Raw genomic sequence first — 16,362 nt, 5'->3', positions numbered from 1 at the left:
CTGGCGCTGTCGCTGGTGCGCAGCGCCAGGCGCATCGCCGGTGCAGATGGGCCGGTCTCCAACTCCGGCCGGCCCTGATCGCGGCCGCACCCCCGCAGGCGCTGGCCGCCATCCACACACGTGCCGCACTCAGGCGGCTTCGGACACCTCTACGTCGCGACGGGCGCGCACCGCCGCAGCCAGTCGCTCCAGCACCGTCACGGTGGTGTCCCAGTCGATGCAGCCATCGGTGATGCTCTGCCCGTAGACCAGCGGCTGGCCTTCCACCAGTTCCTGGCGGCCACCGACCAGATGGCTCTCGATCATCACGCCAACGATGCGCTGTTCGCCGTCTTCCAGCTGAACGGCGATGTCCTCGATCACCTTCGGCTGGTTCTCCGGGTTTTTCAGGCTGTTGGCGTGGCTGGCGTCGATCATCAGGCGCGTGGGCAGCTTGGCCTTGGCCAGCGCCTGGCAGGCGTCGGCAACGCTGCCTGCGTCGTAGTTCGGCTGCTTGCCGCCACGCAGGATTACATGGCAATCCGGATTGCCGGTGGTCGATACGATGGCGGTGCCACCCTGCTTGGTGACCGACAGGAAGTGGTGCGGATTGGACGCCGCCCCCACCGCGTCAGCGGCGATCTTCACGTTGCCATCGGTGCCGTTCTTGAAGCCGACCGGGCATGACAGCCCCGAAGCCAGTTCGCGATGCACCTGGCTTTCGGTGGTGCGTGCACCGATCGCGCCCCACGCCACCAGGTCGGCGATGTACTGCGGCGAGATCACATCGAGGAATTCGACACCGGCCGGCAGGCCGAGCTTGTTGATGTCGCGCAGCAGGCCACGGGCGATGCGCAGGCCCTTGTCGATCCTGAAGCTGCCGTCCAGGTCCGGATCGTTGATCAGGCCCTTCCAGCCCACCGTGGTGCGCGGCTTCTCGAAGTACACGCGCATGACGATTTCCAGTTCGCCGGCCAGCGCGTCACGTAGCGGCTTCAGGCGCTGGGCATACTCGATGGCGGCCTTCGGGTCGTGGATCGAGCACGGGCCCACCACCACCGCCAGGCGGTCGTCACGGCCATGCAGGATCTGGTGCAGGGCCGCGCGCGAGGCGCTGACGGTGTCGGAGGCTTCATCGTCACAGGGCAGCATCGCCAGCAGCTGGGCAGGCGGTGTCAGCGGTTCGATGGTGCGGATACGCAGGTCGTCGGTGTGCGGGGGCATTGCGGGAGATCTCCGGAACGTTGGGGGTCCCCAGCGTGGCGGCATGAAAAAAGCCGCCAGGTTCGCTGGCGGCTTTCGGGAATGCGTCTGAAGCTTTCTTCAGGGTGAGCGCAGTCCTTCCTCCGCCAGTGGCTTCGGAAAGTAATACCAGTAAAAGCGGGTGGCGGCTGCGTTCATGGGTTGTATTGATAACACAGCTTTTGCGCAGTGCAAAATGTTTCATCCGCAACTGGGGACACGGTTCAGTGAGGTGCGCTCCAGCGCGGCCTACCCGGCAGCAGCCAGCCAATGTTGCTCATCTGCCATGCACTTCCACGTCCAGCAGGAGCCCTTCGTGGATGTCGGCCCAGCGCTCCAGCACGCGATCCAGCTCCTGCCTGGCCTCATCCAGCTGCTCGGGGTTGAGCAGGGAACGGGCGGTGTAGAGGTCGGAGACCAACCGCCGCAGGGCCGCTTCCGGGATGGCGACCGATGGCCCTTCCAGCCCCGGCAACTGCAATGCCGGGCTGTCGCCAAGCGGGCCGAACAGCGTGACCTGGAGCGTGCTCTGCATGATCAACTTCCCTGCGGATGGACATGGGCAATGCACTGTTTACCGCGTCCGGGTGACAGGCGCATGTGCCGGCCCTGCCGTGAATCCGGCACGGTGGGCGTGCACCGCGCTGCTGCAGCGAAGATTCTTCCTTGAGGATCATGGAATTGCCGGCCAGCGGCCGGCACTACCGCAGCGAGCGCATCGCGCGCTTGCGGATGCAGGCGTTGGCGGTGCTGTCGTGTTCGCGCTGCCAGCGCGCGCAGAGATCGCGCAGCCACTGCGGCTGTGTCTTGCCGGCATCATTGAGCCAGTTGCCGACGGAATCCTGCACATAGCGTTCCGGGTCATCGGCCAGTGCTTCCAGCAGCGCCACGGCCTGTTCCGGATGTTGCTTGAACAGGGCGATGTGCGTGGCCCAGACACCGCGTGGGCGCAGTGCCTCGCAGGCGAAGCGGCGCAGGTTGGGCGATCCTTCCTGCGTCCACGGCTGCAGGTACTCCAGCGCCTGCAGTGGTGCGGCAACAATGTCGGCACGCAGCGCCAGCCACGCCCATTCGCGCACGCCGAAGTGTGGGTCATCGGCCAGCGTGCGCATCTGCTGCAGCTTCTCTGCCAACGTTGCGCGAGCATCGCTGCCGATCAGATAACAGGCCCAGCCGCGCACGGTATCGCAGCTGTGATGCTGCCAGAGCGCGGGCGTTCCCTGCCCCGCCTCACGCAGCAACTGCGCGGCCAAGGCCATGCGCTGTGTGATGCCCTTGCCCGCGGCATCGCGCATGCGTTGCAGCGCTTCCGGTTCCAGCAACGGCGCCACGCACCGCAGCAACTCACCGAAGTCCACCGCCAGGCACTCGGCCAGATGGGTCGTCGCAACGCTGCCGCTGTTGAGCGCATGCAGGCGATGTGCAGACATCGCACTCATGCCCCGCTCCCGCGCCCGGCGTCGGTGTGCTGCCAGACCTTGTGCAGCAGCTGCGACAGCTGTAGCTGTTCACCAGCATCCAGGCCGTTGAACAGGCCGCCGATCCACTGTGTGTGCTGCTCGAACAGCGCTTCAGCCAAGCGCGCACCCTTTGCTGTCAGCACGATCTGCAGGCGACGGCCATCTTCCGCATCGCTGCGACGCAGCAGCAGGCCTTCGCGCTGCAGGCCATCAAGCAGGCCGCTGATGGTGGCGCGGGTCACACCGGATCGCGCGGCCAGCTCATGCGGCGGCAGCGCGCCATCGGCCCCATGCAGCAGGAACAGCACGATGAACCGACCCTCGCTGAGCCCGTGCGGTGCAAGCCGGACAGCGCAGTCGCGATCGATCGACGAGGACAGCGAGAGCAGCCGGAAGCACAGGCGCAGCTGCGCGATGTTGGCGTGGCCGCGTCGCTGCGCTTCCTCCAGCAGCGCTTGGTGCTTGGTTTCGATCATCTCATGCGCGCGATGTAATTAGGCGCCTAATCATACATGCGGGAAGCCGTCATCTGTAGACCACACCGGTTCTCAGGCGAACGGTCCCAGCAGCAGGCGCGCGATCAGCCCGCCACCCTCACGGTGCAGTAGCTGCAGTTCGCCTGCGTGCCGCCTGGCCACATTGGCGGCCACAGCCAACCCCAACCCGGCGCCACCGGTGGCGCGGCTGCGCGAGCTCTCGCTGCGCTGGAATGGTTGCAGCAGGCGTGCACGGTCGGCCTCGGCGATGCCCGGGCCGCGGTCCATCACATCCAGCTGCGCCCTGTGGCCGGCCATGGCGAGCTGCAGCTCCACGGCCCCGGCGTAGCGCTCGGCGTTGTCGACGAGATTGTCGATCGCGCGCCGGATCAGCAGCGCATCGCCGTTCCAGCGCAGCGTGTCCGGCCCCTGGAGGGAGATGCCGACTCCGCGCAGCAGCGCCGCCTGCACGCAGTCCTCCAGCAGCGCGGCCAGATCCAGACTGCGCATCTGCAACGGCTGCAGTTCACCGCGTGCGTAGTCCAATACCTGCTCGATCATCGTATCCATGCGCTCGATGTCGGCCACCATCCGCGCCGCCTGGGACGCGGGGGCGAACTCGGCGCGCAGGCGCAGCCCGGTCAATGGCGTGCGCAGGTCATGCGCTACGGCGGCCAGCATGTGGGTCATGTCCTGTGCCTGCGCATGCAGGCGATCGCGACCGGTGCTGATCGCAGCGGCCAGCATCTGTACCTCGCGTGGGCCGTCATCCGGCAAAGGGGCTGCGGCCTGCAGGTCCACCCGTGCGCTGGCTTCGGCCAGGCGTTGCAGCGGGCGTCCCAGCCGGATCGATGCCCACGCCGCCAGCGGCGCCAGCAGGACCGCACCAGCCAGCAGCGCAAGCACTACCTGGCGGCGCCAAGCCGCCAGATCGCTGTGATCGCTGCCGACCACCTGCCAACGGCCATCGGCCTGGCGTACGCCCAGTTCAAACGGCGGCCATTGCATGGCGCTCAGTACCGCCGCCTGCGCCTTCAGTACACCGGCCCGCGCCGTGGCATCGAGCACGGCCCCACCCTCGATGACCTGCACGTCCGGCGCCTTGCCCTGCCCGCTCCAGACCAGGCGTACCTCCTTCGCCGGCAGCCCCATCTGCAGCGCCGCCAACTGCGTGAGCCAGTCACTGGCACTCCCCTGTGGAGGCGCATCCTGCGTCGCCAGATGCAGGCCCAGTGGCGCTGCGGCCTGCTCCCCGCGCAGCACCTGCACGGCCTGGTCCAACCGCATCGGCGGAGGCGCGGGCCGGGGCATCCAGCCAACCACGGCCACGCTGACCAGGGTCGCCAGCAACAAGCTGGCCAGGGCCAGCATCGCGATCCAGCGCGCCGTCGGCCACCGGCTGCTCACAACACCTGTACCTCGGCCTCGAAGCGGTAGCCCTCACCGCGCAAGGTCTGCACCAAGGCTTCAGCACCGGGTGAGGCCTGTCCCAGCTTGCGTCGCAGCCGACTGATCGCCAGGTCGACCGCACGATCGACGCTGTCACTGGGTTCACCGCGGCTCAGCTGCAGCAGTTGCTCACGCCCCAGCACCCGCCCGGGGCGTTCGGCCAGCACCAGCAGCAGGCTGAACTCACCGCGGCTGAGCATCAGTTCGTTTCCGTCCGGTGCCAGCAGGCGGCGTTGATCAGGCAGCAGTCGCCAACCGGCAAAGCGCAGTTCGCTGGTCACCTGCGCGCGCAGCTTGTGCTGGCGGCGCAGCAGCGCGCGTACCCGTGCCAGCAGCTCCCGCGGATCGAACGGCTTGGCCAGGTAGTCGTCCGCCCCCATCTCCAGTCCGATCACCCGATCCGGCGCGCTTCCCATCGCCGACAGCATCAGGATCGGGATGGCCCGTGCCTGCAGCCGGCGGCAGACCGAAAGCCCGTCCTCGCCGGGCATCATCCAGTCGAGGATGATCAGGTCGGGCCGTTCGCTCTTCAGCACCACGTCGAGCGCCGTCGCGTCCGCCGCGACCCGCACCAGGAAGCCATGCAGCAGCAGGCAATCAGCGATGGCATCGCGGATGCTGGCGTCGTCGTCGACAACGATGACACGGGCGGGAGTCGTCATGCGGGCAGTATCGGGCCGGTCTGTATCAGGACGGTATCAACAGCGATATTCCCGCGATACGCCGCTGCGCGCCAATGGGTGCCCATGATCACTGCGGAGATTTCCCTTGCGCCTCATCCTCCTGTCCCTGCTTGCTGCGCCGCTGCCTGCGCTGGCGTCCGATGGCCCCGAACATGTGCTGCCGATGTGGATGCAGGGTGGTCATCCGGCAGTGGCCGTCCTGCTGGACGGACGCGCCGAACCGCTGCGCTTCGTGGTCGACAGTGCCGCCGGGGCAACGCTGGTCGATACCCGCGTGACGAGGCGCTATGGCCTGGAGGATGCGGATGCGGCGGTATCGCACGCCCAGGGCGCAAGTGCGAAGGCGGCCCGATTGCAGCGCACGCGCAGCACGTCCTGGCAGCTGGGCAGCTGGCAGCTGCAGGCCCGTGGCATGCAGGTCGACCTGTCGTCGCTGTCCAAGGACGATGATCCGGCCATCGACGGCTTGATCGGCAATGACCTGACCGGACGCTGGGACACGCGTTGGGACTTCGGCGGCAATCGCCTGGCGCTGTGGACGCCCGGCCAATTGAGCCTGGAAGGACCGGGTTGCCAGCCCAATGCGCTGCCCGGGCGCACCGCCGGCCTGCGCCAGTTCGGCTTCATCACACTGGCACTGGGTACGCCGGGCGTGGAGGCCATTGCCGTGGTCGACACCGGCGCAGCGCAGACTGTTCTCAACGCCGAAGCGGCTCGCGCATTGGGGCTGCGCACCGACGGCAGCGACGCACGGGTACGCATGCGCGAAAAGGGCACCGAAGGGCTGGGCGGCGGTGCGCAGGCCACCTGGCTGTACACCTTGCCCGGGATGACCGGCAGCGGCTGGCAGCATGCGCCGATGGAAGTCCGGATCAGTGAACTGCCGGTGTTCAAGGCGATCGGCCTGGAGGCGCGGCCGGCGCTGATCCTCGGTGCCGATGCGATGCGCGGCGGCCAGGTGGACATCGGTGAGGGTGCCGCACGGATCTGCCTGCGCCCGCCGGTGTCCAGCTGACCCCAGGGCCATGACGCCGGCAGCGGGCTGGCGTAGCATCGCGCCACGTCCAGCCGGGAGTTCCACGCATGCGCCGTGCCGTCCTGTTCTTGCTGAGCCTGTTCCCGATGGCGATCCTGGCCGCACCGCCTCCCGTACCCTCGCCCGACCGCATTGACGCCGAAGCACGGCGCCTGATGCAGGCGGCCCATGCGCGCGGCATGGCGCTGGCGGTGATCGATGGCGGCAAGGTGATGCACGTGGCCGCCTACGGTGAACGCAACGCCGCAGGCGAACCGCTGCGCACCGACACCGTGATGTACGCCGCATCGCTGACCAAGATGGCCTTCGGCCACCTGGTCGCACAGCTCGCCCAGAACGGAGTGATCGATCTGGATGCCAGCATCGCCACCGCGCTGGACATGCCGCTGCCAGACTACCCGCCCGAACCGAAGAAGTACGCCGACTACAGCGTGCTGGCCGGTGATGCGCGCTGGCGCCAGCTCACGCCGCGACGGCTGCTGAACCACGCCAGCGGCTTTGCCAACTTCGGCTTTCTCGAGCCGGATGGCCGCTTGAAGTTCCACTTCGACCCCGGCAGCCGCTACGCGTACTCCGGGGAAGGACTGATCCTGCTGCAGTTCGTGATCGAGCGCGGGCGACTTGGCGAGGATGTGGGGGCGTTGATGCAGCAGCGCGTATTCGATCGCTTCGGCATGACGCGGACCAGCATGACGTGGCGTAGCGATTTTGCCGGCAACCTGGCCGATGGCTGGACTGCGGAAGGTACGGCCGAGCCGCACGACGAGCGCAGCCGGGTACGTGCAGCGGGATCGATGGATACCACCATTGCCGACATGGCCCGCTTTGTGGCTGGCTATGTGCGCGGTGAAGGACTGTCGGCTTCAATGCGCAACGAGCTGGTGCGGCCGCAGCTGCCGATCACCACCACCAGCCAGTTCCCCACGCTGCAACCGGAGCTGCCCGCGGCGCAGCAACACAGGGATCTGGCCGCAGGCCTGGGCGTGGTGACCTTCCGCGGCTCGCAGGGCGCAGGTTTCTACAAGGGCGGCCACGATGACGCGGTCGGCAACACGCTGGTGTGCATCGAGCGGTACAAGCGCTGCGTGGTGATCCTGGGCAACGATGTACGGGCGGAGGCCACCTTCCCCGCGCTGGTGGCGTTCGTGCTGGGCGATACCGGCGTGCCATGGCAGTGGGAATACGGCGCGGCGAAGGCATTCGTCGAATGACGGCGCGATGATGCCTGCGTGGCGAGCGCAGCGTGGATGGTTGCCTCGCTCAGCGCGCCTGCTCGAAGAACATCAGGTACACCAGCCGGCCATTCTCCAGGCAGTCGCCGAACGCTGGCCCGGCGGTGTGCCAGAACCAGGGCCGCAGCAGCACCAGCCGGTTGAAGCGCATCGGGATGCGCATGGTCATTTCCCACTGGCTGTCGTCGTTGCTGTCGCGCTCGATGATGTCGCGATGCATGTCGCCACCGTTTGCATAGCCCAACGCGGCCAGCTCCGCTGCATCCAGGGCCATGCGCTCGGTGCCGGTGCGGCGGTGGCGGAAGAACTCGGTGCCGCCCTCGCAGTGCTCCGGTGCACTCAGGTAGAGGATGCCCGACCAGTGCGAGTGATCGGCATGTACCTTGGCGCGGCCGGTATCACCGGCCAGGGTGATCCGGAACTTGCCGTGCGACTGCAGCGGGTTGACCGGCCGCAGCGGTTCGTTGACCAGCCGCGAGACCGCACCGGACAGTCCATCCAGATCCAGCCGCTGCTGCGAATTGCGGCCGGGGAACGCGCCCTCCTGCACGGGATAGGTCAGGCCCAGCGCCGCCTGGCGCAGCCCCTGCGCATCGGCAGGAGAAAGGAAGTCGTCGACGATGATGAACGAGGTAGGCATGGCCACCGAGCGTAGCGATGCGCTGCGGCGGCGGCAACCGGGCAACGAAAAACCCCGCCTTGCGGCGGGGTTTTTCTTTACATCGGGACGGCGCGCCGACCAGGGTCGGCAACGACCGCCGGGGGCGTGGACTTAGAAGTCCATGCCGCCCATGCCACCCATGCCGCCCATGCCACCGGCGCCGCCCATGGCCGGCTCGTCCTTCTTCGGAGCTTCGGCAACCATGGCTTCGGTGGTGATCATCAGGCCAGCGATCGAGGCAGCGTTCTGCAGTGCGGAACGGGTCACCTTGGTCGGGTCCAGGATGCCGAACTGCAGCATGTCGCCGAACTCGCCGGTGGCGGCGTTGTAGCCGAAGCTGCCGGTGCCTTCCTTGACCTTGTTGATGATGACCGACGGCTCTTCACCGGCGTTGGCCACGATTTCGCGCAGCGGGGCTTCCATCGCGCGCAGGGCGATCTGGATGCCGTGGTTCTGGTCTTCGTTGGCACCCTTCAGGCCGGCCAGTGCGGTGACCGCACGGACCAGGGCAACGCCGCCGCCCGGGACCACGCCTTCTTCAACGGCTGCACGGGTGGCGTGCAGGGCGTCGTCGACGCGATCCTTCTTTTCCTTCATTTCGATTTCGGTCGACGCGCCGACCTTGATCACGGCAACGCCGCCGGCCAGCTTGGCCACGCGTTCCTGCAGCTTCTCGCGATCGTAGTCGGAGGAGGTGTCCTGGATCTGGGTCTTGATCTGGCCGACGCGTGCATCGACGGCAGCCTTGTCACCCACGCCATCGATGATGGTGGTGTTTTCCTTGGAAACCTGCACCTTCTTGGCGCGGCCCAGGTCCTTGATGGTGGCCTTTTCCAGCGACAGGCCGACTTCTTCGGAGATCACGGTGCCGCCGGTCAGCACGGCCATGTCTTCCAGCATCGCCTTGCGACGGTCGCCGAAGCCCGGCGCCTTGACGGCCACGACCTTGACGATGCCACGGATGGTGTTGACCACCAGGGTCGCCAGCGCTTCGCCTTCGACTTCCTCGGCCACGATCAGCAGCGGCTTGCCGGCCTTGGCGACGCCTTCCAGCACCGGCAGCAGGTCACGGACGTTGGAGATCTTCTTGTCGTGCAGCAGGATGTACGGGTCATCCAGGTCAGCGGTCTGCGACTGCTGGTTGTTGATGAAGTACGGGGACAGGTAGCCGCGGTCGAACTGCATGCCTTTGACCACGTCCAGCTCGTTGTCCAGGCCCGAGCCTTCTTCAACGGTGATCACGCCTTCCTTGCCGACTTCCTTCATCGCGTCGGCGATGATCTGGCCGATCGACTCGTCCGAGTTGGCCGAGATGGTGCCGACCTGGGCAATTGCCTTGTCGTCGGCGGTCGGCTTGGAGATGTTCTTCAGCTCGGAGACGGCGGCCACGACGGCCTTGTCGATACCGCGCTTGAGGTCCATCGGGTTCATGCCGGCAGCCACGGCCTTGGCGCCTTCGCGGATCAGGGCCTGGGCCAGCACGGTGGCGGTGGTGGTGCCGTCGCCGGCGTCGTCGTTGGTGCGCGAAGCGACTTCCTTCACCATCTGCGCGCCCATGTTCTCGAACTTGTCAGCCAGTTCGATTTCCTTGGCGACGGAGACGCCGTCCTTGGTGATGGTCGGTGCGCCGAAGCTCTTTTCCAGCACGACGTTGCGGCCCTTCGGGCCCAGGGTGGCCTTGACGGCATTGGCGAGAACGTTGACGCCGCGCACCATGCGCGAACGGGCGTCTTCACCGAAACGAATATCCTTGGCAGCCATTGCGATTACCTCGATGTTTGCACCGGGCCGGGCCCGGCAACGAAAAGGGATGTCTTACAGGAAAGCAGGTCGCGCCGAAGCTCAGCCGATGACGGCGAGCACGTCGTCTTCGCGCAGGACCTTGTACTCGACGCCTTCGCTCTTGTACGAGCTGCCGGCGTACTGGCCGTAGATGACCTTGTCGCCGACCTTCAGCGACGGAGCGCGCACGCTGCCGTTGTCCAGCGGCTTGCCCGGGCCAACGGCCACGACTTCACCCTTGGTGGACTTTTCCTTGGCCGAATCCGGAATGACGATGCCACCGGCGGAGATTTCGTCGGCTTCGATCGGCTTGACCACAACGCGGTCGTGCAGCGGCTTGATGCTCATAAGAGACCTCTTAAGTTATTGATTGGTCTGAAAAAGTCCGGCGATGTTAGCACTCGCTCATGGCGAGTGCCAGAACCGCACGTGAAGAAACCCGACAACGTCGGGAGCAGGGCAGAGATGGAGCCCACCGATCCCCTTTCAAGGGCGGGAGGCGAAAAAATTTTTCCGCCTCGCTCATGCGGCGACGCAGCGGATCCGGCCAGATTCAGTGACCAGCGTCGCACTGTCAGATATCTGACGTTCATTTACGACAAAGTGTCACTGGATCGGCCTTAGGCTCGGCCGCGCATTCCCAATCACAAGGAGTAGTCGATGCGATTGCTGTCCCCGCTTGCCGCCGCCTGCCTGCTGGCCCTGGCCGCTGCGCCGGCCCAGGCCGAGGTCTTCATCAATGAACTGCACTACGACGACAGCACCGCCGCCGGTGACGTCGGCGAAGCGATCGAGGTCGTGGCCACCGCAGGTGAGGACCTGTCCGGCTACCGCCTGTACCTCTACAACGGCAGCAATCCGTCGGCGGCCGTGGTCTACGCCAACAACCCGGTGCCTGCCGGTAGCGCCGCAGGCTGCGGCAGCGCGACCATCGCCGTGGTCAACTACCCGACCAACGGCCTGCAGAACGGCGCGAACGACGGCATTGCCCTGGTCGATGCCAGCGGCAAGGTGGTCCAGTTCCTCAGCTACGAGGGCGCCATCACCGCCTCCGCTGGCCCTGCCGCCGGCATGACCAGCCAGAATATCCCGGTGGCCGAAACCAACAGCACCGCGGCGGGCACCTCGCTGCAGCTGACCGGCAGCGGCAGCCAGTACGCCCACTTCACCTGGGCCGAGTCGGCCACGCAGACGTTTGGCAGCTGCAACAACGGCCAGACCTTCAGTGGTGGCAGCACCCCGGGCCCGAACACGCCGCCGTCGGTCTCCACCACCACCCCGGCGCAGGGCAGCGGCACCTTCCCGGCCGCCGCCGACCTGGAAGTGGTGTTCAGCGAGACGGTGAACCTGGCCAGTGGCGCCTTCGCCCTGAGCTGCGGCACCTCCGGCAGCGTGCCGCTGACCTTCCCGGCCAGCGGCCGCAGCGTGAAGCTGTCCACCAACACCGCGCTGGTGGCGGGTGAGGCCTGCCGCTTCGACATCCGTGCCGCGCGCATCACCGACCTGCAGGGCGCGCATCCGGCCGCCGACAGCCGCATCGCCTTCACCGTAGCCAGCACCGGCGGCAATCCGGACCCGGGCAACCCGGGCGTGCCGGCCGGTTACTACTCCAAGGTCAACACCAGCAGCCCCAGCCAGCTGCGCTGCTCGCTGCACGCCACCATCAAGGGCCACACCGCCTACCCGTACAGCGGCTCGGGCACCAGCACCTGGACCATCCTGGAAATCGCCGACGAGGATCCGAACAATGCCGGCAGGATCCTGGATGCCTACCGCAACCGCAGCTACGCCAAGGTGACCGATCGCGCCGGCAGCGGCGGTGGCCTGAAGTACAACCGCGAGCACACCTGGCCGAACTCGCTGGGCTTTGCCACCACCACCGGTGACAAGGGCCTGCCGTACGCGCCCTACACCGACACCCACATGCTGTACCTGACCGACGCGCAGTGGAACGCCGACCGTGGCAACAAGCCGTTCGGCAAGTGCGACGCCAACTGCGGCGAGCGCGCCACCGAGGCCAACAACGGCCAGGGTGGCGGCAGCGGCGGCTATCCGGGCAATTCGAACTGGGTTCGCACCCCGGACGGCAACGGTGGCACCTTTGAAGTGTGGGGTGCACGCAAGGGCGACATGGCGCGTGCGGTGCTGTACATGGCGATCCGCTACGAGGGCGGCAAGGATGCGGCCACGGGACAGTCCGAGCCGGACCTGGAGCTGACCGATGACCGCAGCAAGATCGTCAAGACCAGCAGCTCGCCGGCCTACATGGGGCTGCTGTCGACGTTGATCGACTGGCATCTGGCCGACCCGCCGAGTGCTGCAGAACGCGCCCGTAACGACGTGATCTACAGCTTCCAGGGCAACCGAAACCCATTCATCGACCATCCCGAGTGGGCGACCCCGGCCCTGTTCACCTCGGCCAAGCCGGCGACCTGCCAGCTGGCCAACTGACCGCGCAACGCAGCGGTCCACTGCCGCCGCCGGGCCCTGACCCGGCGGCGGCCCTATACTCGACGGTCATGTCGACCGTCGATCCTGTCCTGCTGCTGTTGACCACCTGCCCGGACCGGGCCAGTGCCGAGCGCATCGCGCACGCGCTGGTCGGCGAGCGCCTGGCCGCGTGCGTCACCCGCCTCGATGGCGCGCAGTCGACCTACCGCTGGCAGGGCGAGGTGAGCACCGACGCCGAACTGCAGCTGCTGGTGAAAACCACCGCGAGCCGCGTCGATGACGCGATTGCCCGGATCGTCGAACTGCATCCGTATGAACTCCCGGAGTGCATCGCGGTCGAAACCCGGGCCGGCCTGCCGGCGTATCTCGACTGGATCCGGGCACAGACCCGGGAGGACACTGATTGAAGACTCTGTTTGCGCGCGGCGCCGCCTTGTGCGCCCTGTTGTGGCTCTCGCTGCCGGCTTTCGCGCTGGATGAGAAGGACCTGCTGCCGGTGGACCAGGCGTTCGCACTGACCGCCAGTGCACCCGAACGGGGCCAGGTGCAACTGCGGTTCAAGATCGCGCCGGGCTATTACCTGTATCGCCACCGCACCAGCGTCAAGGCCGACCCGGCCTTCAATGCCGGCGCGCTGCAGATGCCCAAGGGCGACAAGCACCACGACGATTTCTTCGGCGAGGTCGAGACCTATCGCGAGCGCCTGCAGGCCACCCTGCCAGGCACACCGACCGACGCTGCCGGCACCATCAGCCTGGAAGTGCGTTACCAGGGCTGTGCCGACGCCGGTGTCTGCTACCCGCCGCAGAAGCGCGTGGTGCAGGTCACCCTGCCGGGCGCCGGCGCGGCAGCCGCGGTGCCTGCCGCGCGTGCCGGTGCAGCGAACCCATTCAACAATCCGTTGGCCGGCGCCGGCAACGCGGGCGGCCTGCGCCTGCCGGGGGCAGCCAATAACGGCCAGGCACTTCCGCTGCCGTCGGAACAGGCGTTCGGCTTCGATGCCATCGCCAGTGACGGCAATACCGTGCTGCTGCGCTTCAGCCCAGCACCTGGCTATTACCTCTACCGCGACCGCACCTCGCTGAAGCTGGAAGGCAGCGCCGGCGTGCTGGCCGACAAGCCGCGCTGGCCGGCCGCGCAATCGCATCGCGACGAGCACTTCGGCGATGTCTCGGTCTACTTCAACCAGGTGGAAGTGCCGCTGCCGCTGCGCCGCACCGTCACTGACGCAGTCGACAGCACCCTGGTGGTGACCTTCCAGGGCTGCCAGACCGATGGCATCTGCTACCCGCCGATGACCCGCCGGGTGAAGCTGTCGATTCCGGCTGGCAAGCTCTCCGCCAGCACTGACCAGGCGCCAGCGCGCAACGAGGTGATCAACCCGCTGCGCGCCGCCGGCGCGCCGCGTGAATCGGCCAGCGGCGCACCGCTGCGCCTGCTGCCGACCGTCCCCAACGATGGCAACGCCGCTCCCGCCGCCACCGGCAGTGAGGGTGCAGGCAATGAGCTCGCCGCCGATGCGCGCGATGGCAACGCCCTGCGCACGCGTCCACCGGCGACCACGCCGAACCCGGACCGTTCGTTCGTCTGGGTGCTGCTGCTGGCGCTGGCCGGTGGCCTGGTGCTTAACCTGCTGCCCTGCGTGCTGCCGATCCTGTCGCTGAAGGTGCTGAGCCTTGCGCAGAGTGGCGAGAGCCCGCAGCGTGCTCGCAGCCATGCACTCTGGTACACGCTGGGCGTGCTGGTCGCGTTCGCGGTGATCGGTGCGCTGATGGTGGGCCTGCGTGCGATCGGCAACGCGGTTGGCATCGGCTTCCAGCTGCAGCACCCGGGCGTGGTGGCCGCACTGGCGTACATCATGTTTGCAGTGGGCCTGAGCCTGTCGGGCGTGTTCACCCTCGGTGGTGGCATCGGCAATCTTGGCCAGTCGCTGGCCAGCCGCAGCGGTCCGGCCGGTGATTTCTTCACCGGTGCGCTGGCCTGCGTGGTCGGCAGTGCCTGCGTCGGCCCGTTCATGGGCGGGGCGATTGCCTATGCCTTCATTGCCCCGCCACTGAAGGCGATGACGGTGTTCCTGTTCCTCGGCCTGGGCCTGGCGCTGCCGTTCCTGCTGATCGGCTTCGTGCCGGCACTGGCACGCCGCCTGCCCAAGCCCGGCCCGTGGATGGAAACGCTCAAGCACGTGCTGGCCTTCCCGATGTATGCCACCGCGCTGTGGCTGCTGTGGGTGCTGGGCAAGCAGCGCGGCGTGGACGGCATGGCACTGGTGCTGGGTGGCCTGCTGCTGTTCGCCTTCGGCCTGTGGCTGTTTGAACGCAACCGCTGGACCGGCTCGCGCGCGGTGACTCTGCTAGGCGTGCTGCTGGCAATCGGTGCGCTGGTTCCTGCCTGGGGCGTGACCCAGCTGGCACCGCCGGCACGGGCCGCGCAGTCCGCCAGCGAGAACGTGGTCGAGTATTCGCCGCAGTTGCTGGACCGCCTGCGCGCCGACAACCGCGTGGTGTTCGTCAACATGACCGCCGACTGGTGCGTGAGCTGCAAGGCCAATGAACGTGCCGTGCTGTCGCGGCCGGAGTTCAAGGAACTGCTCAAGCGCACCAACGCGGTGTACATGCGTGGTGACTACACCAATGTCGACCCGCAGATCACCACGTTCCTGGAAGAACACAAGGCCGTGGGCGTGCCGCTGTACGTGGTGTACGGCCCCGGCGCGCCGCCGACCGTGCTGCCGACCCTGCTGACCCAGGCGGTGGTCGAGGAAGCGCTGCTGCGCACCGCACGATGAAGTGGCAACGGCCAGCGCTGCTGTGGACAGCGGTGCTGGCCGCCGGCCTCGGCCTGTGGGCCGGGCATCGATTGGCACCGGCGCCGGCTGCACCCGGGCCCATGCCAGTGGCGCCTGCTGCCGCGGTTGCGGCACCCGCCCTGCAGGTCGGCGATAGTCTCCCCGCGTTGTCGCTGCCCGATCTTGAAGGCCGGCCGCTGGACCTGCGCCAACACGCTGTCGGCCGCCCGCTGCTGATCAACGTCTGGGCCAGCTGGTGCGCGCCCTGCGTGGAAGAAATGCCCGAGCTGGCGCGCTTTGCCGCTGCCCAGGACGACCAAGGCGTGCAGGTGCTTGGCCTGGCGCTGGATACGCCGGAGGATGTGCGCCGCTTCCTGCAGCAGGTGCCGGTGGACTACCCGATCGTGATCGAGGCACCCGGGCCACGCGATGCCAGCGTGCAGCTGGGCAATGCGCAGGGCCTGCTGCCTTACAGCGTACTGTTCGATGCACAGGGGCGGCTGGTGAAGGCGAAGCTGGGACCGTTCGCCCACGGCGAGATCGACAGCTGGGTGAAGTGAGGGTTCGGCAGGGCTGCGCCCTGCACCCGCAGAGGCCGTCAAGCCACGGCAACAGCAACAGCAACAGCAACAGCCAAAGCCAATGCGGTTCCGGATTGCTGGTGGCCTGGCGGGGCGGTGCGGCTGGGCAGGACACGCCGTAACCCCCCCTCCGGGGTCCGGCCCAGCCGCTGGCGGCTGTGCGTTCGGGCGCTTGCGAGCAGTGCTTCGCAAGCAAAGCGCCCTCACCCATGGGGGCTCGATGGCGCCATCCATGGCGCCAACGGTCCTGCCCAGCCACGCCGCCCCGCCTCTGACAGACTCCCGCAGCTGTTGGTCGGTGTCGACCTTGGTCGACACGGTAGATCCACGCCATGCGTGGATGACTCTCCAACGAAATCGAATATTTCGACGTTTGAACGAAAAGCGTCCATGCATGGCATGGATCTACGGCAGGTCCCGAGAAACTGTCGAAGGCGGGGTGGGGGGGGGGGGGGGGGGGGGGGGGGGGGGGGGGGGGGGGGGGGGGGGGGGGGGGGGGGGGGTGGGGGGGCGGGGGGGGGGGGCCCCCCCCCCCCCCGCACCCC

At 67.5% G+C, this 16,362-nt stretch carries 15 protein-coding genes; 6 read left to right on the top strand and 9 right to left on the bottom strand.

Translation table 11 applies throughout. The annotated features are described in order from the left end of the window. Nucleotides 1-129: 129 nt before the first annotated feature. The 6 genes from V3B30_RS17620 to V3B30_RS17595 form a co-directional block, all read right to left on the bottom strand. Nucleotides 130-1,203, bottom strand: coding sequence for a 3-deoxy-7-phosphoheptulonate synthase (locus V3B30_RS17620; protein ID WP_262083547.1), 1,074 nt, complete (start codon nt 1,201-1,203; stop codon nt 130-132). A gap of 295 nt (nt 1,204-1,498) precedes the next feature. Beyond that, nucleotides 1,499-1,756 (bottom strand): hypothetical protein, encoded by a 258-nt coding sequence (locus V3B30_RS17615; RefSeq protein WP_262083548.1) that lies wholly within the window; start codon nt 1,754-1,756, stop codon nt 1,499-1,501. Nucleotides 1,757-1,922: 166 nt separating this feature from the next. Then, the gene (locus tag V3B30_RS17610; protein WP_262083549.1) at nt 1,923-2,660 is read right to left on the bottom strand and encodes a DNA alkylation repair protein; all 738 of its coding nucleotides are present in this window, start codon (nt 2,658-2,660) and stop codon (nt 1,923-1,925) included. Further along, a complete protein-coding gene (locus tag V3B30_RS17605; RefSeq protein ID WP_262083550.1) occupies nt 2,657-3,157 on the bottom strand; it encodes a MarR family transcriptional regulator in 501 nt (166 codons plus the stop codon). The genes V3B30_RS17610 and V3B30_RS17605 overlap by 4 nt, the downstream gene beginning before the upstream one ends. A gap of 72 nt (nt 3,158-3,229) precedes the next feature. Beyond that, a complete protein-coding gene (locus V3B30_RS17600; RefSeq protein WP_262083625.1) occupies nt 3,230-4,528 on the bottom strand; it encodes an ATP-binding protein in 1,299 nt (432 codons plus the stop codon). A 32-nt stretch (nt 4,529-4,560) separates the two neighbouring features. Further along, nucleotides 4,561-5,268 (bottom strand): response regulator transcription factor, encoded by a 708-nt coding sequence (locus V3B30_RS17595; protein ID WP_262083551.1) that lies wholly within the window; start codon nt 5,266-5,268, stop codon nt 4,561-4,563. A 106-nt stretch (nt 5,269-5,374) separates the two neighbouring features. On the opposite strand from V3B30_RS17595, the gene V3B30_RS17590 reads away from it, so the two are divergent. Beyond that, complete coding sequence (locus tag V3B30_RS17590) at nt 5,375-6,304, top strand: pepsin/retropepsin-like aspartic protease family protein (RefSeq protein ID WP_262083552.1); 930 nt, start codon at nt 5,375-5,377, stop codon at nt 6,302-6,304. Nucleotides 6,305-6,372: 68 nt separating this feature from the next. Then, nucleotides 6,373-7,536 (top strand): serine hydrolase domain-containing protein, encoded by a 1,164-nt coding sequence (locus V3B30_RS17585; protein ID WP_262083553.1) that lies wholly within the window; start codon nt 6,373-6,375, stop codon nt 7,534-7,536. Nucleotides 7,537-7,585: 49 nt separating this feature from the next. Here the strand turns inward: V3B30_RS17585 and V3B30_RS17580 are convergent, their stop codons facing one another. The 3 genes from V3B30_RS17580 to V3B30_RS17570 all read right to left on the bottom strand — a co-directional run bounded on the left by V3B30_RS17580 (nt 7,586) and on the right by V3B30_RS17570 (nt 10,348). Next, nucleotides 7,586-8,197, bottom strand: coding sequence for a DUF6445 family protein (locus V3B30_RS17580; protein WP_014038665.1), 612 nt, complete (start codon nt 8,195-8,197; stop codon nt 7,586-7,588). A 132-nt stretch (nt 8,198-8,329) separates the two neighbouring features. Next, nucleotides 8,330-9,979, bottom strand: coding sequence for a chaperonin GroEL (gene groL / locus V3B30_RS17575; protein WP_057500842.1), 1,650 nt, complete (start codon nt 9,977-9,979; stop codon nt 8,330-8,332). An 81-nt stretch (nt 9,980-10,060) separates the two neighbouring features. Next, nucleotides 10,061-10,348: a co-chaperone GroES gene (locus tag V3B30_RS17570; RefSeq protein WP_006396661.1), complete on the bottom strand. Its 288-nt coding sequence runs from the start codon at nt 10,346-10,348 to the stop codon at nt 10,061-10,063. A gap of 312 nt (nt 10,349-10,660) precedes the next feature. Between V3B30_RS17570 and V3B30_RS17565 the strand changes: the two genes are divergently transcribed. From V3B30_RS17565 to V3B30_RS17550, 4 genes are all read left to right on the top strand, one after another. Further along, nucleotides 10,661-12,451, top strand: coding sequence for an endonuclease (locus V3B30_RS17565; protein ID WP_262083554.1), 1,791 nt, complete (start codon nt 10,661-10,663; stop codon nt 12,449-12,451). A 68-nt stretch (nt 12,452-12,519) separates the two neighbouring features. After that, the gene (gene cutA, locus V3B30_RS17560; RefSeq protein WP_262083555.1) at nt 12,520-12,858 is read left to right on the top strand and encodes a divalent-cation tolerance protein CutA; all 339 of its coding nucleotides are present in this window, start codon (nt 12,520-12,522) and stop codon (nt 12,856-12,858) included. Continuing rightward, on the top strand, nt 12,855-15,236 hold the full coding sequence (locus V3B30_RS17555; RefSeq protein ID WP_262083556.1) for a protein-disulfide reductase DsbD domain-containing protein: 2,382 nt from the start codon (nt 12,855-12,857) through the stop codon (nt 15,234-15,236). The genes cutA and V3B30_RS17555 overlap by 4 nt, the downstream gene beginning before the upstream one ends. Next, the gene (locus tag V3B30_RS17550) at nt 15,233-15,796 is read left to right on the top strand and encodes a TlpA disulfide reductase family protein (protein WP_100474079.1); all 564 of its coding nucleotides are present in this window, start codon (nt 15,233-15,235) and stop codon (nt 15,794-15,796) included. Before V3B30_RS17555 ends, V3B30_RS17550 begins: the two co-directional genes overlap by 4 nt. The last annotated feature ends 566 nt before the right edge of the window (nt 15,797-16,362 follow it).

It is taken from the genome of Stenotrophomonas sp. SMYL41, from assembly GCF_036319965.1.
Classification (GTDB): Bacteria; Pseudomonadota; Gammaproteobacteria; order Xanthomonadales; family Xanthomonadaceae; genus Stenotrophomonas; species Stenotrophomonas maltophilia_R.
Note: the sequence above shows the minus strand (reverse complement) of the source record. Positions and strands in the feature narration are given on the sequence as shown.

Coding starts and splice junctions, on each gene's coding strand:
- V3B30_RS17580 (WP_014038665.1), bottom strand. CDS start 8,197: ATGCCTACCTCGTTCATCATCGTCGACGACTTCCTTTCTCCTGCCGAT.
- V3B30_RS17620 (WP_262083547.1), bottom strand. CDS start 1,203: ATGCCCCCGCACACCGACGACCTGCGTATCCGCACCATCGAACCGCTG.
- cutA (WP_262083555.1), top strand. CDS start 12,520: ATGTCGACCGTCGATCCTGTCCTGCTGCTGTTGACCACCTGCCCGGAC.
- V3B30_RS17570 (WP_006396661.1), bottom strand. CDS start 10,348: ATGAGCATCAAGCCGCTGCACGACCGCGTTGTGGTCAAGCCGATCGAA.
- V3B30_RS17585 (WP_262083553.1), top strand. CDS start 6,373: ATGCGCCGTGCCGTCCTGTTCTTGCTGAGCCTGTTCCCGATGGCGATC.
- V3B30_RS17600 (WP_262083625.1), bottom strand. CDS start 4,528: ATGCTGGCCCTGGCCAGCTTGTTGCTGGCGACCCTGGTCAGCGTGGCC.
- V3B30_RS17550 (WP_100474079.1), top strand. CDS start 15,233: ATGAAGTGGCAACGGCCAGCGCTGCTGTGGACAGCGGTGCTGGCCGCC.
- groL (WP_057500842.1), bottom strand. CDS start 9,979: ATGGCTGCCAAGGATATTCGTTTCGGTGAAGACGCCCGTTCGCGCATG.
- V3B30_RS17615 (WP_262083548.1), bottom strand. CDS start 1,756: ATGCAGAGCACGCTCCAGGTCACGCTGTTCGGCCCGCTTGGCGACAGC.
- V3B30_RS17565 (WP_262083554.1), top strand. CDS start 10,661: ATGCGATTGCTGTCCCCGCTTGCCGCCGCCTGCCTGCTGGCCCTGGCC.
- V3B30_RS17605 (WP_262083550.1), bottom strand. CDS start 3,157: ATGATCGAAACCAAGCACCAAGCGCTGCTGGAGGAAGCGCAGCGACGC.
- V3B30_RS17610 (WP_262083549.1), bottom strand. CDS start 2,660: ATGAGTGCGATGTCTGCACATCGCCTGCATGCGCTCAACAGCGGCAGC.
- V3B30_RS17595 (WP_262083551.1), bottom strand. CDS start 5,268: ATGACGACTCCCGCCCGTGTCATCGTTGTCGACGACGACGCCAGCATC.